Genomic DNA, 13,983 nt, shown 5'->3' with positions numbered 1-13,983 from the left:
ATATGGATATTTTGTGAAGGAGGAAACGACTATGATTTTCGTTGATAATAAAGGGATTCATGATCCACGCATTAACCTTGCCATTGAGGAGTATTTACTAAAGACAATGGATGTAGAGAAGGAACCGGTGCTGTTATTTTACATAAATCAGCCATCTATTATTATTGGTAAGAACCAAAATACGATTGAAGAGATTAATACAGATTATGTTGAAGATAATGGTATCATTGTTGTGCGCCGCCTTTCTGGTGGGGGTGCGGTGTATCATGACCTTGGAAACTTGAACTTTAGCTTTATTACGAAGGACGATGGCGATAGCTTTATGAATTATAAAAAATTCACACAGCCAGTTGTCGACGCGCTTGCAAAAATGGGCGTAAATGCGGAGTTATCGGGTCGTAATGATATTTTAGCTGAAGGGCGTAAAGTATCTGGTAACGCGCAGTTTTCTACTAAAGGTCGCATGTTTAGTCATGGGACATTACTGTTTGATACAGAAATAGATGCAGTTGTATCTGCATTGAAAGTAAAGAAAGATAAAATTGAATCAAAGGGTATTAAATCCATTCGTTCACGTGTAGCAAATATTTCTGAGTTTTTAAAGGATAAAATGACCGTTGAAGCATTCCGCTTAGAAATTTTAAAATCTATTTTCGGTGGAGAAGAAAACATTCGCTATCATGAGCTTTCAGAAGAAGACTGGGCAAATATTCATCAATTATCTGCTGAACGCTATCAAACTTGGGAATGGAACTACGGGAAATCCCCTCGCTTTAATATTCAAAAAACACATCGTTTCCCTTCAGGCGGGATTGACATTCGCTTAGAAGTGAATCATGGTGTGATTGAAGAAGCACATATATTTGGTGATTTCTTCGGTGTAGGCGATATTGCAGATGTTGAGCAACGCTTAGTTGGTACAAACTATGATCGTGCTGCGATTGCGATGTCATTAGCGGATATCAATATCCCAACATACTTTGGAGGCATTTCTACAGAAGAGTTTTTACAATTAATTTATTAACAGTAGACAAAAAATAGTTGGCTAATGCCTTTTCCTAAAAAAGATATTTTAGCCTAACTTGGCGTATAATGTAGGCGGTAATACTGTGGAAAAATTAAAGTCTAAACATGATGGAACCGTTGAACTTGAAGTTACCAATATATTCACAATAAATAGGGCACGCGCAATTAGGGCGCGTAGCCTTTTTTTGGTACAATATATGATAGAAAGGAGTGTCATTATGGAGAAGCATCGAATATTTATTGTCGAGGATGATGTGAAAATTGCATCATTGCTTGCAGAAACACTGAGAAAATATCAATACGAAGTGGAAACGATTCAAGAATTTGAACACTTAATAGAAGAATTTACAGCCTTTAATCCACATATGGTATTGCTTGATATAAATTTACCTGCGTATGACGGCTATTACTGGTGTCGTCAGCTACGTCAACATACAACATGTCCCATCATTTTCATTTCAGCGCGCTCTGGCGAAATGGATCAAATTTTTGCGCTTGAAAATGGGGGTGACGATTTTATTACAAAGCCATTTAATTACGAAATCGTTCTCGCTAAAATCCGTAGTCACTTGCGTCGTACATATGGAGAATATGCCGCTAGACAAGAAGAACGGACGATTAAACAAGGACAGCTTGTACTGCATTTAGAGCGTATGGAGCTGCACAAAAATGATTTAGAAATTCCATTACAGAAAAAAGAATGTATTATTTTAGAATTGTTAATGGGCCATGCACCCAAAGTAGTAACACGTGAGCAACTGCTAGAGGAGCTATGGGACGATCAAGCATTTGTCGATGAAAATACGTTAAATGTGAACATGACACGCGTTCGCAAGAAGCTAGCCGATTATCATATTGCCTCAACAATTGAGACGGTTCGTGGAGCAGGCTATCGTTTTATATTAAGTGCGGGTGAGTTGTAATGGGCTGGAAATTATTTTTACGTGATTATGCAACATTTTTTATTTTTCAACTGATTTTAGTCGGTTTTATTATGGTGTTGTACTGGCTCGATGGCTTTCGTAACGTCGATACGGCTATTTATTCTGTAAGTATTAGCTTAGTATTACTATGCTCTTTTTTACTTATTCGTTATTTAATGCGCCAAAGTTATTTGGGTAAAATATTACATCTTCCAAAATCAATGGAAGATGTGTTACAAAAAAATGCCAAAACACCAGAAGCGGTGCAAGTAGAAAAATATATGCATGAACTGTACCGACTGTATCAGCATGAGCTTCATTCCTTGTATGCTAGCCAAAAGCGCCACGATCAATTTATGAATCAATGGGTACATCAAATGAAAACGCCTATTTCTGTCATTGAGATGCTATTGCAGGATGAACGCCCTCTTGATAAAAAGAATGTGCAAGAAGAAATAGATCGTTTACGTAGAGGATTGGATATGGTGCTTGTTAACGCGCGTCTAGAAAACTTTGAAGAGGATATGCAAGTCGAACAAATTCCGTTAAAAACAATTGTTACTGCAACTGTTAATGAAAATAAACGTTTATTTATTACGAATCGTGTTTTTCCAGAAATCCATATTGAGGACGATATTATCGTAGCAAGTGATTCAAAGTGGCTTCGATTTATCATCGGGCAATTTGTAACAAACGCAGTTAAATATACATTTGAAGAGAATAAAAAGATCGTGATGTCTGCTATTAAACAAGATGATCATATTCAGTTAGCGATTTGTGATGAAGGAATTGGTATTCCCGCTTCTGACCTTTCACGTGTGACCAAAGCCTTTTTTACAGGTGAAAATGGGCGTAAAACTGGAGAATCCACAGGTATGGGCTTGTATTTAGCAAAGGAAATCTGCGGAAAACTAGGGCATCAATTGGACATTACATCAGAAGTAGGCAAAGGGACGATTGTCACCGTGACATTTACAAATTAGGGGGAGCAGAAATGGGAGAAGTACGGATTGAAGACTGGGTATTAAATATTGAATTAGATAAAACGAAGGAGTTGTACGCGTCACACACAGAACTATGTGATTGTTTGTTTTGTGAAAATTTCCGTCAGGCAAGCTTATTCCTACAAGATGAAGTTGTGCATTTTTGTGATGCACTTGGGCTAAACTTACATAAACCAAGTCTCCTAAATGCTTTCCCAGTTGAAGGCGAGCAAGTGATGTATAGTGGGCACTATGCAGTTTATGGTGAAATAATTGAAGGTGAGTTAGATGCATGGGATGTCGTAGTTGGAGAGCATTGCTTTAGTCTAGTGCAAGAAGAAGCGAAGAATGCTTCAGCCGAAATAGAACCACACTTTCAAATTGGCTTTGAGGTGGTATTCAATTGGCTTTTACCAAAATCTATGGAATTAATCGAGAAATAAGGTGAACAAAGTATGCCTATTTTAGAAATAAAGGATGTTACGAAAGTATATGAGGGCAAGGTGACGCATCGTGCACTCAATCAATTAAGCTTTGAGGTTGAACAAGGCGAGTTTTTAGCAGTAATGGGTCCATCAGGAAGCGGCAAGACGACGTTATTAAATATTATTTCTACGATTGATGAACCAACGAGTGGGGAAATCATTTTAGATGGCATGAACCCGCATAAGCTAAATGCTACTGAGCTTGCTTATTTTAGAAGAAGACAACTCGGCTTTGTATTTCAGGATTTTAATTTATTGCATATGCTTACGGTTGAAGAAAATATTGTATTGCCGTTAACGCTCGATCAGCAGCCGTTAGAAGTAATGGAGGAGCGTCTTGCAGGTATTGTAGAAAAGCTTGATTTAACGTCCTTTTTGCATAAACGTCCCAATGAAATTTCAGGTGGACAAGCACAGAGAACCGCCATTGGACGGGCACTGATTCACAATCCGAGCCTTATTTTAGCTGATGAACCAACAGGGAATTTAGATTCGAATTCCTCGCGTGATGTCCTTGAACTATTAACAAAAATTAATAAAGAAAAACAAACGACAATCGTGATGGTGACACATGATCCAATCGCCGCAAGTTATTGTGATCGTGTGCTCTTTATTAAGGATGGGGAATTTTTCAATGAGATTTATCGTGATGATCGACGTCAAATGTTTTTCCAACGAATTTTAAATGTATTGAGCTTACTAGGAGGAGGGCAAGTAGGTGACCTTTCGACAATTCGCTTACCGTAATGTCGTACGGAACAGCCGTATTTACGGTGCCTTTTTTATGGCAAGCTTTTTTTCTGTGGCTGTATTTTTTATCTATTCAATGCTGATGTTTCATCCAGATATTGAACGAGGTATTTTAGGAGAAGTATCGTTAGTCGGCATGATTGGTGCAGAAATCGTACTTGTCCTCTTTACTTTGTTCTTTTTATATTATTCCATGAGTGCCTTTTTAGAGGCGAGATCCCATGAGTTCGCTATATTATTGCATCTTGGGATGGAAAAGCGCCAAATGAACAAACTTGTCTTTTTAGAAACGATGATTATTGGCTCTGGTTCGATTATTGTGGGCATTATTTTTGGCTTCTCATTTTCAAAGTTTTTCTTTATGATTGTTCGAGAAATTTTACATTTAGAGAATTTACCGCTCTATGTATCTTGGCAACCTTTTTTACTTACGATAGGCGTCTTCACAAGTGCTTTTGTGGTTATTTCGTTTATTAGCGTATATTTTACACGTGAGAGAAAATTGCGAGATTTAATCAAAGGGAATGATTATTTAACTAGTGTGGCTAGTTATTCAAAGATTCGCGCAACATATGGTGTTATTTTGATTTTAGCAACGTATGCATTGGCAGTTATTGTTTCCCATACGACGATGATAGGTTTAACTTTATTGATTCCTTTCTCGGCAACATTTGGAACGTATTATTTTTTTAGTGATTCAGTACCGTTCTTTTTAGAAATTGCTCGTGGGAAACGTAAATTTCATTGGCGACGTTATCGCTTATTATCTTTAGCCGAGCAGACACATATTATGATGGATAATGTGAAAATGTTCTTCGTTGTTACAATGGTTTCGACACTGGCGTTTTTATCAGTCGGTGTTTTAGCTACAATGTCTTCTTATACGACGCAATATGACCGATTAAATCCATTAGGGCTTATTTATAAAGGAGATATTAATAATCCGTTTGAGGCTGAGCATATCAATTCTTTGCGTATGCAGTTAGAAGACAAGGGTTTATCCTATCATTTATCCCGTTTTCTTGTTGTCAAGCAAACATCCTCCTTTACACACAATGAGGTGGAAGTATTCCGCGAATCTGATATGAATGTTTTGTTGTCTTCTTTTAACTATCCGTTAATTGATTTGGCGTCTGGTGAAGCAGTGTTTATACCATATTCCGAAGAGTCTTTGAAGAAACTTAAAAATATAGTAGTCCATACAATTTTAGAAGAAAACGAAATTCCAATTACCATTGATAGTGTATATCCTAAAATCGTATTCCCAGGTTCCATTGTTAGTGTAAACTCAATTGTGATCAGTGATGAAGACTTTGGGAAGCTTGTAAAGCCGATTACTAGTAAGGACGCTTTGCAACCCGTCTATCATTTATTTACATTCGATATTCCACAGTGGATGGAGACGAAGGAAATTGGCAAGGACATAGTGGATGATGCCTCAACGGAATATTTTTATAGTATAAAAAAGGGCAAGCATAGCCCATTTTATTTTGAAAATGCAGGATTAAATTATTCTTATATATTAGCTACCTACTCATTATTTACATTAGTTGGTGTTTTAGTGGCCACTGTATTTTTACTAGCTGCTGGTAGTTTTATTTACTTTAAATTGCATACCTCACTTGAACGAGAAAAGCGGAAATTTGATGTGTTAAAACGCATGGGCTTAACAGATATTGAGTTGAAAAAGCTAGTCAACCGTCATTTATTCCCACAATTTTTCTTACCGTGGGGCGTTGCTATGATGCACAGTGGCTTTGCTTTCTTTATGGTACAAGGCATTTTAAAGGACATTGCCAATATTTCAATTGTTAAAGAAGTGTTCTTTGCATTTGGCTTTTTTGTCCTAATACAGGTTATCTATTTTTACTTAATTCGTTGGCGTTACATCTCCCATATCCGTTCTTAAAAATACGTACAAAAGAGAAAAAAGTGAATTTTTTAAAGGTAATATTGACACGAAATAAAAAGTTTCATTGTTTTTTAGATATATTTCTTATATAATATTACTGAATAACGATTCATTTTATACGATAAGGGGATGGTGTAATTGAATTTAGTTTCATGTGTTCGTCAACAAGCAGCAGAGCAGCCGGAAAAAATTGCGTATCATTTTATGGGGAAAGATACTTCATATGGGGAATTTGAGCACACAGTTGGCCGTTTTGCACAGGGGTTACAAGATTTAGGGGTACAAAAAGGGGACCATGTGGCGTTTTTACTCGGCAACACGCCACATTATTTAATCGCTTTATATGCAACGATGCGTCTAGGAGCAACAGCAATTCCTGTGAATCCAATCTATACGCCAGATGAGATATCTTATATTTTACGAAATGGCGATGTTAAGGCGGTTATTGCACTTGATGCATTGCTTCCATTAGTAGAAGTAGGTGTACAGGCATTCCCAGAAGTAGTGACATTTGTCGTTTGTGAAACAACAGCAGATGTAGCTGAAAAAATAGCGGCTTTATCGGAAGAGGCAAAAGCGAAAACACATTTATTTTCGCATATTGTTGCAAGTGCCACTGGATCGTTAGAACCGGTAGACATCGCACAAGATGATACGGCTATTATATTATACACTTCGGGAACAACAGGCAATCCAAAAGGTGCCATGCTGACACACGGAAATGTTTATTCAAATGCACGTGATGTCTCAACGTATTTAGGGTATCAAGCAAATGATCGAATTATTGCAACATTACCAGTTTTCCACGTGTTTGCATTAACAGTCGTAGTCAATGCACCATTGATTAGTGGAGCAACCGTTTTACTTACACCTCGCTTTAGCCCAAGTGAAATTTTCACATTGGCGAGAGAGCAACAGGCGACTGTCTTTGCGGGTGTGCCTACGATGTATAACTTTTTGTATTTATTACCAGAAGGCAAACCGGAAGATTTTTCAACAATTCGTTTAGCCATTTCAGGGGGCGCATCATTACCGGTTGCACTATTACATAATTTCGAGAAGAAATTTAATGTACGTGTATCAGAGGGCTATGGTTTATCAGAAGCTTCACCGGTAACATGTTTCAATCCATTAGACCGTGAGCGAAAAGCTGGCTCTATCGGTACATCGATTAATAACGTTGAAAATAGAGTGGTCGATGTTAATGGTATAGATGTTCCTGTCGGTGAAGTTGGTGAGTTAGTTGTTCGTGGTCCAAATGTCATGAAAGGCTATTATAAAATGCCTGAAGAAACGGCGATGGCAATTCGTGATGGTTGGCTTTACACAGGGGATCTTGCAAAAGTTGATGACGAAGGTTATTTCTATATCGTCGATCGCAAAAAGGATATGATTATTGTTGGCGGTTATAATGTTTATCCGAGAGAAGTAGAGGAAGTTCTATTTGCTCATGATAATATCGTAGAGGCGGCAGTTGTTGGCTACCCAGACCCTAATTTTGGTGAAGCAGTACATGCATATATCGTACTCAAGGAAGTAGCGGCTACGACAACAGATGATATTTTGGCATATTGTGCAAAGCATATGGTGAAATATAAAGTGCCAAAAGTTGTGGAAATATTAGATGAGCTTCCCAAAAATACAACAGGTAAAATTTTGCGTCGTACTTTAAAAGAAAAAGTATAAACGAATTAATAAGTCAGGCCCACCACAAAAAAATTTGTGGTGGGCTTGTTGGTTTTGGAACAGCTGCCTTTTAAATTATCAGAATTGTTTGGGTGTCTGGCACTTACGGTGAAATAAGTTGAGTGCATTGAGCTGGAGTGATAAAATCAGTCATGTGTAATCCTTCTACATACTTTAAAAGGGCTTGTCATATAGTAGGGGAGTAGTAACTTGTATACTTTGTTGTATTGTTTTGGAACCCTTTTGTGCGCAACAACGTCCAAGCTATTAAGAAAAATTAAATTGAAAGAGAGCATACAAAACCAATGATAGGACTCATCCAAGAGTTAATAAGTTTTATAATGCATATTGATGTGCATTTGGAAGAAATCATTCGTGATTTTGGTAATTGGAGTTATCTTATTCTATTTGCCATTGTCTTTGTTGAAACAGGTGTCGTGATTTTCCCATTTTTACCGGGTGACTCATTACTTTTCGCAAGTGGTACATTAACAGCTGCAATGGGCGCCTTTGACTTATGGATACTAATTCCTGTATTTTTGGCAGCAGCAATTTTAGGGGATACAATGAATTACCATATCGGTCATAAAGTTGGGACATCGATTCCTCCGAAAAGTTTTTTAGGTCGGATTGTTAAAAAAGAACGTATGGAAGCAGCGGAGAAATTTTTTAACACGCATGGTGGCAAAACAATTGTAATTGCTCGTTTCATGCCTTTCATTCGTACGTTTATTCCGTTTGTTGCAGGGGCAAGTAAGATGCATTATAGCTACTTTTTACTGTACAACATCGTAGGCGCTGTTTTATGGGTATTCAGCTGTACACTCCTTGGATATTTCTTTGGTAATATTCCAATTATTAAAGATAACTTCTCAGTAGTGCTTATTTTAATCATAGTTATCTCAGTTATTCCGGCTGTTATTGGCGCTTTTAAATCTAAATTTGGTGGGAAATAAAAAGATGCCTCAGATAACATTTGCAGGCTGACACTAAAAGAAAATTATGTTAAGCATCATTTACACAGGCTAGCCCTACCACTATTTTTGGTGGTAGGGCTTTTTGTTATTTCCATGGTAGGAGGAAAATCTATGTTAACTTTAAAAAATCTCAACTATAGTGTCCGGCATCAATATGAAATATAAAATCTTAAAAATTTACTATCACAATGCAAAAATGTAGGATGCTATTGTCCAACCTGTTACTTTTGAAAAATCAGTATAACACCCTTTTTAGTAAATGTTGCGCAAGGTAAGCAAGTAAAAAGTAAAAGCAAATTTTTAATATAGATGCATAAAGTAGTAATGCTTTATCTTTTTTAGTCATAAAATGTAAATTATATAGGTAAATGCTAGTTTCTCAATAAGAAAAATTTATTATAGTGTTGAAAAAATAAGCGTAAGGTAATGAAAAGTGCTATAATAATTACTAGAAAATGGTGAATTGGAGGCAACGAAATGGAAGTATTCATCGGAAGACAGCCAATCTTTAATCTTCATGAACAGGTCGTTGCATATGAGTTGTTATATCGAAACAAAAATGTAAATTCATTTCCTGATGTCGATTCAGATGCTGCAACAGTGGATGTGTTAGTGAACTCATTTTTATCAATTGGTATTGAAGAGGTAACGAAAGGTAAGCCTTGTTTTGTTAATTTTACGGAAAACTTGCTTATGAGTTCAATCGATGAATTTTTAGATCCTTCGCAAGTAGTAATCGAGATTTTAGAAGATGTACCACTAACACCAAATCTAGTTAAGCGTGTCATTGAGCTGAAGTCGCATGGGTTTAAAATAGCGTTAGATGATTTTATTTTAAAAGGAAATGTACCAATATATGATACGCTTTTCCCGCATATTGATTTAATTAAAGTGGATTTCTTAATATCTTCTTTAGTTGAAAGAATGGAAATAGAAAATATGGTAAAGGAAAATTTCCCCCATATTAAATTGCTTGCGGAAAAAGTGGAAACACAAGAGCAATATAGAGTCGCCAAGCATTCAGGCTATGAGTTTTTTCAAGGTTACTTTTTTGAGCAACCTCAAATCATTAAAGCGATGGATATTCCCGCAAATGCCATCCAATATTTTCATATAATTTCGCTCTTAAAGGAAGAAGAACCGAACGTTCATCTGTTAGCAGAAAATATTGAACGGGACATATCGTTGACGTATAAATTATTACAAATGATTAATAATTCTAGTAAACGTTCAAAATCGAAAATACGCTCCATTAAGCAAGCCATTTTATTACTTGGCTTAGCAAATCTTCGCAAGTGGATTTATTTACTAGCTCTGCGTGAATTCGATGGTAGGGCAGATACAGATCTTTTTCAAGAGTTGATGCAAACATCTTTGTTCAGAGCAAAGGTTTGTGAAAAATTAGCCAAACGCAATTATAAGCAAAACTTTTCTGAATACTTTTTAGTTGGGATGTTTTCGTTAATTGATGCGATCTTACAAAGACCGATGAATGTTATTTTGCAACAATTACCTTTCTCAGAGGCGATTACAGAAACAATATTAGGTGGTCAAACAGAGATGACACCTTATCTTGAATTTAGTATTGCGCTTGGAAAATTAGATTGGCAACGATTAGAAGAATTAGCACCACAAATTAATATTGAAATGGCAAGTATTGATCTTTTATATAATGAAGCACTAGAATGGGCAGAAACATCATTATAATTAGGGAAAACGACAGCTTATAGGAGTTGTAGCAAGAGGCGACTCCTAAAAGGTATTCCGCACGCAAAAAAGAGGTATGTGTCCTTACAGTGCGGAAAGTGCACCTGTAGCGGACATCAACGGCTGAGAAAAAGTGTTAGATTGATTGGGATCAATCTAGCACTTTTTCTCATTTATTCCAACTACTTTCTCTTTATCAAGATGAAGTTCTCAACGTGAAAACTATTTGCTATAATCATGTCGTCATCTTTAGAAAAATCTGATAGTTGAAGTGGGCGTGAGGAAATGAATCAAACACAAGATGTAAGGGCAAGTATTGTGGAATATGTTTATGTGATTATTGGTGCCGCAGTTGTGGCAATAGGTTTTAATGTATTTTTACTACCAAATCAAGTAGCGTCAGGTGGAGTTAGTGGCATAAGTACCATTTTACATGGTTTATTTGGCTGGAATCCTGGCATTGTACAATATGCATTTAATATCCCATTGTTTCTAGCAGGAGTAATAATACTTGGTAAAAAGTTTGGCGTCAAATCTTTTATTGGGACAATAACATTACCGTTGATTGTGTTATTGACAAATCACTGGGAGCCGTGGACAGATAATCCTTTACTTGGTGCGCTTTTTGGCGGAATTGTTGTAGGCTTAGGAATAGGACTTGTCTTTAAGGGGAATGCTTCTACTGGTGGCACTGATTTACTAGCCCAAATTATTACAAAGTATACCGGATTATCGCTTGGTACAAGTGTACTATTAATTGATGGAATTATCGCAATTAGTGCGGCAATTGTTTTTGACTTAGAAAAAGGGCTCTATGCGTTAATTGGACTGTACGTCACAACGAAAACGATTGATATTATCCAGTTAGGTTTTAGTCAATCAAAAATGGTTTATATTATTACGTTAAAACAAGATGAAGTGCGTGATGCGATATATGCTGAAATTGATCGTGGTGTGACAAAGTTACCTGCAATTGGCGGTTATACAGGAGAAGCACGACCCGTTTTAATGGTCGTTGTCTATCAAACAGAGTTCACAAAGCTGAAACAACTCATTAAAAACGTTGATCCATCAGCGTTTGTCATCGTTTCTGATGCTTATGAGGTGTTAGGTGAAGGTTTCAAACGTGCATAATTTTGGTATAATAGCTTGGAAAGATATTCATTTACTTAGGAGGGGTACTAATGAAAAAAGCAATGTTAACATTAGTGTTCGGTTCAGCGATTTTCTTAGCAGCATGTGGTGGTGGCGGAGATAAAGCAGCTACAGATAACAAAGATACTGCTGCTGAACCAGACGGTAAAGCAATCGCAATGAAATCATGTGTTTCTTGTCACGGTGGCGAGCTACAAGGTATGGGGAATACACCTGCACTAAACAATGTAGGTTCTCGTTTATCTGAGCAAGAAATTTTAGACGTAATTAACAATGGTCGTGGGGCTATGCCACCTGGACTTATTAAAGGTGCAGATGCTGAAGCCGTTGCAAAATGGTTGGCTACACAAAAATAATACAATGAAAAAAAACTAGCGGTTCTGGAGACCGCTAGTTTTTCTATTTTTATCATGTGCATAAGCTTTCTGAGATAGTTTTACATTTGTTATGTACAACCTTTAACTAGAAGTAAGTATAATAGTGTTACTAATCATCATGCACACAAGTGTAAATTCATTTCTTTTATACATAGGCATGCTAAAATAAAACAATATTCAATTCGTTTGAATGGAGGCTGCAAATATTGGTCGTAGTATTGACAAGAGATGTAATGGAAAAATTTAAGCTAGAGTTATTAGGCGGCGAGGAAGGTATAGGAAGAACAATTACCACAAGTGATATTTCTAGACCGGGGCTTGAAATGGCTGGTTATTTTACGCATTATCCTGCTAATCGAGTACAGCTACTAGGGAAAACAGAGCTTTCCTTTTTTGAAATGTTACCAGCGAATGTTAAACTTGAGCGTATGCGATTGCTATGTTCACAGGATACGCCTGCTATTATTATTTCGCGTGATTTAGAAGTACCAGATGAGCTTATTCAAGCTTCAAACGAAAAGCATGTACCTGTATTTAAAACTCACATGACAACAACGAAATTTTCGAGTAGGTTAACCAATTATTTAGAGGGACGTTTAGCACCTATGACAGCGGCACATGGTGTGTTAGTCGATGTATATGGCATCGGTGTGCTTATTATCGGAAAAAGCGGGGTTGGGAAAAGTGAAACAGCTCTTGAACTAGTAAAAAAAGGGCATCGATTAGTTGCAGATGATTGTGTGGAGATCCGTCAAGAGTCGGAGAACTTTTTAATAGGGAGTCCGCCACCGCTGTTAGAGCATTTATTGGAAATACGAGGTATTGGTATTATCGATATCATGACACTGTTTGGGGCAAGTGCTGTACGACCATATAAACGTATTACCTTAATTATTGAGCTAGAAATATGGGATCCAGACAAGGTTTATGATCGTTTAGGTTTAGAAGAAGAAAAAATGAAAATCATTGATACGGAACTAACAAAACTCACAATTCCAGTACGACCTGGACGAAATGTATCTGTAATCATCGAAGTAGCGGCGATGAATTACCGTTTGAAGAAAATGGGTGTCAATGCAGCGGAAGAGTTTTCAAGACGCTTAGATGAAGTCATTGCTTCATCAGATGAGTTAGATGATTAATGGAAAACGGATTGTAACATATTGAGAGGAGCATAAGATGGATTTATTACTATTAGACATTAACCCGGTCGCCTTTCATTTAGGGCCAATACCTGTACGATGGTACGGACTTTTAATTGTGTCGGGGATAATATTAGCATATTTTGTTGGACAACGAGAGGCGGTAAAACGCGGATTACCTGAGGATTTTCTAGCTGACTTATTATTATGGGCAGTGCCGATTTCCATCGTTTGTGCGCGCATCTATTATGTTTCTATGCGTTGGGATTATTATAGTGAAAATCCAGGCAATATTATTGAAATTTGGAATGGTGGTATTGCGATTCATGGTGCGTTATTAGGTGCATTTGCGACGGCTTACATATTTACGCGGATAAAAGGGGTAAGCTTTTTACGAGTAGCTGATATTGCAGCACCAAGTATTTTGATTGGTCAAATTATTGGTCGTTGGGGCAACTTTATGAATCAAGAAGCATTTGGCGGCCCGGTGTCACGTTCATTTTTAGAAAACCTGATGCTACCGGATTGGATTATTAATCAAATGTACATTGAAGAACTAGGCACATATGTACATCCTACATTTTTATATGAGTCTGTTTGGAACTTCATCGGTTTATTAATATTACTGGTATTACGTAAAGTGAATCTAAATCGCGGTGAAATTTTCTTTAGCTATTTAATATGGTATTCAATTGGTCGCTTCTATATAGAAGGTTTACGTACGGATAGTCTTTATTTAGTAGGAGACTTGCGTTCGGCTCAGGTTGTTTCCATTATCGGCATTGTGATAGGTCTTGCGGCAATTATTTACCGCAGATTGAAGGTAAAGCCTGCTGTGAAATATTTGGACAATAAGTAAG

The 13,983-nt window shown here is 37.0% G+C and carries 13 protein-coding genes; all 13 read left to right on the top strand.

The annotated features are described in order from the left end of the window. Positions 1-31 precede the first annotated feature (31 nt). The 13 genes from lplA to lgt all read left to right on the top strand — a co-directional run bounded on the left by lplA (position 32) and on the right by lgt (position 13,982). Positions 32-1,024 (top strand): lipoate--protein ligase, encoded by a 993-nt coding sequence (gene lplA, locus LO754_RS19310; protein WP_024363872.1) that lies wholly within the window; start codon positions 32-34, stop codon positions 1,022-1,024. Between the two features lie 220 nt (positions 1,025-1,244). Beyond that, the gene (locus tag LO754_RS19305; protein WP_024363873.1) at positions 1,245-1,949 is read left to right on the top strand and encodes a response regulator transcription factor; all 705 of its coding nucleotides are present in this window, start codon (positions 1,245-1,247) and stop codon (positions 1,947-1,949) included. Further along, positions 1,949-2,932 carry a sensor histidine kinase gene (locus LO754_RS19300; RefSeq protein ID WP_024363874.1) on the top strand — a complete coding sequence of 328 codons (984 nt, stop codon included), beginning with the start codon at positions 1,949-1,951 and terminating at the stop codon, positions 2,930-2,932. Before LO754_RS19305 ends, LO754_RS19300 begins: the two co-directional genes overlap by 1 nt. An 11-nt stretch (positions 2,933-2,943) precedes the next feature. Beyond that, entirely contained in the window at positions 2,944-3,375 is a 432-nt protein-coding gene (locus tag LO754_RS19295) for a hypothetical protein (protein ID WP_024363875.1), read from the top strand. A 12-nt stretch (positions 3,376-3,387) separates the two neighbouring features. Continuing rightward, positions 3,388-4,164 carry an ABC transporter ATP-binding protein gene (locus tag LO754_RS19290; protein ID WP_024363876.1) on the top strand — a complete coding sequence of 259 codons (777 nt, stop codon included), beginning with the start codon at positions 3,388-3,390 and terminating at the stop codon, positions 4,162-4,164. After that, a complete protein-coding gene (locus LO754_RS19285; RefSeq protein ID WP_024363877.1) occupies positions 4,136-6,076 on the top strand; it encodes an FtsX-like permease family protein in 1,941 nt (646 codons plus the stop codon). Before LO754_RS19290 ends, LO754_RS19285 begins: the two co-directional genes overlap by 29 nt. Positions 6,077-6,217: 141 nt before the next feature. Continuing rightward, a complete protein-coding gene (locus LO754_RS19280; RefSeq protein WP_107895448.1) occupies positions 6,218-7,765 on the top strand; it encodes a fatty acid--CoA ligase family protein in 1,548 nt (515 codons plus the stop codon). A 308-nt stretch (positions 7,766-8,073) separates the two neighbouring features. Further along, positions 8,074-8,721: a VTT domain-containing protein gene (locus LO754_RS19275; RefSeq protein WP_370510660.1), complete on the top strand. Its 648-nt coding sequence runs from the start codon at positions 8,074-8,076 to the stop codon at positions 8,719-8,721. A 498-nt stretch (positions 8,722-9,219) separates the two neighbouring features. Beyond that, on the top strand, positions 9,220-10,449 hold the full coding sequence (locus LO754_RS19270; protein ID WP_024363880.1) for an EAL and HDOD domain-containing protein: 1,230 nt from the start codon (positions 9,220-9,222) through the stop codon (positions 10,447-10,449). A gap of 285 nt (positions 10,450-10,734) precedes the next feature. After that, complete coding sequence (locus LO754_RS19265; protein ID WP_231785056.1) at positions 10,735-11,583, top strand: YitT family protein; 849 nt, start codon at positions 10,735-10,737, stop codon at positions 11,581-11,583. Between the two features lie 50 nt (positions 11,584-11,633). Next, entirely contained in the window at positions 11,634-11,960 is a 327-nt protein-coding gene (gene cccB, locus LO754_RS19260; RefSeq protein ID WP_108031049.1) for a cytochrome c551, read from the top strand. A 227-nt stretch (positions 11,961-12,187) separates the two neighbouring features. Continuing rightward, entirely contained in the window at positions 12,188-13,123 is a 936-nt protein-coding gene (gene hprK, locus LO754_RS19255) for an HPr(Ser) kinase/phosphatase (protein WP_024363883.1), read from the top strand. Between the two features lie 37 nt (positions 13,124-13,160). Then, positions 13,161-13,982, top strand: a complete 822-nt coding sequence (gene lgt / locus LO754_RS19250; protein ID WP_231785055.1) for a prolipoprotein diacylglyceryl transferase — start codon at positions 13,161-13,163, stop codon at positions 13,980-13,982. Position 13,983: the final 1 nt, after the last annotated feature.

The organism is Lysinibacillus sp. GJ-1 (genome assembly GCF_021166035.1).
Lineage (GTDB): Bacteria > Bacillota > Bacilli > Bacillales_A > Planococcaceae > Lysinibacillus > Lysinibacillus sphaericus.
Note: the sequence above shows the minus strand (reverse complement) of the source record. Positions and strands in the feature narration are given on the sequence as shown.

Coding starts and splice junctions, on each gene's coding strand:
- LO754_RS19270 (WP_024363880.1), top strand. CDS start 9,220: ATGGAAGTATTCATCGGAAGACAGCCAATCTTTAATCTTCATGAACAG.
- LO754_RS19295 (WP_024363875.1), top strand. CDS start 2,944: ATGGGAGAAGTACGGATTGAAGACTGGGTATTAAATATTGAATTAGAT.
- LO754_RS19300 (WP_024363874.1), top strand. CDS start 1,949: ATGGGCTGGAAATTATTTTTACGTGATTATGCAACATTTTTTATTTTT.
- lgt (WP_231785055.1), top strand. CDS start 13,161: ATGGATTTATTACTATTAGACATTAACCCGGTCGCCTTTCATTTAGGG.
- cccB (WP_108031049.1), top strand. CDS start 11,634: ATGAAAAAAGCAATGTTAACATTAGTGTTCGGTTCAGCGATTTTCTTA.
- LO754_RS19265 (WP_231785056.1), top strand. CDS start 10,735: ATGAATCAAACACAAGATGTAAGGGCAAGTATTGTGGAATATGTTTAT.
- lplA (WP_024363872.1), top strand. CDS start 32: ATGATTTTCGTTGATAATAAAGGGATTCATGATCCACGCATTAACCTT.
- LO754_RS19305 (WP_024363873.1), top strand. CDS start 1,245: ATGGAGAAGCATCGAATATTTATTGTCGAGGATGATGTGAAAATTGCA.
- LO754_RS19290 (WP_024363876.1), top strand. CDS start 3,388: ATGCCTATTTTAGAAATAAAGGATGTTACGAAAGTATATGAGGGCAAG.